This window comes from Microcystis sp. T1-4, from assembly GCF_000297435.1.
Taxonomy (GTDB): domain Bacteria; phylum Cyanobacteriota; class Cyanobacteriia; order Cyanobacteriales; family Microcystaceae; genus Microcystis.
Genome location: NZ_CAIP01000259.1, coordinates 1 through 556, shown reverse-complemented (window position 1 = coordinate 556; position 556 = coordinate 1). Strand labels below are relative to the sequence as shown.

Annotated in this window: 1 pseudogene; it reads left to right on the top strand. The window is 36.5% G+C overall.

Features of this window, described 5'->3' with window-relative positions:
• A pseudogene (locus tag MICAI_RS15805) lies at positions 1–549 on the top strand (IS630-like element ISMae29 family transposase); the annotation flags it as partial.
• Between the last annotated feature and the right edge of the window lie 7 nt (positions 550–556).

Genomic DNA, 556 nt, shown 5'->3' with positions numbered 1-556 from the left:
CAATTAGTCAAAGAAACAAAAGAGAAAATACCAGCCGAACCGAGAGAACCAGAAAGGTATGACTATCAATATGAGCGTAATGGTGTAGCCAATATGTTTATGTTTTTTGAACCATTACAAGGTTGGCGACATGTAGAAGTTACACAACAAAGGACGGCGAGCGATTATGCACACCAAATGAAATATTTGGTTGATGAGCGTTATCCGGATGCCCAGAAAATTAGAGTAATTCAAGACAACTTAAATACTCATGTAAAAGCCTCATTATATAAAGCCTTTGAACCGGAAGAGGCCAAGAGAATTTTAGATAAACTCGAATTTCATTACACTCCCAAACATGGCAGCTGGTTAAATATGGCAGAAATTGAGTTGAGCGTTTTGAATCGTCAATGTCTTGATCGTCGTATCCCAGACATGGATAGTTTAAAACAAGAAATTAAGGCATGGGAAGAAAATCGAAATGAAAAGTCAAATTTAGTTGACTGGAGATTTACTACTGCTGATGCTCGTATTAAATTAAAAAAACTCTATCCCTCAATTCAAACTTGACAGACTA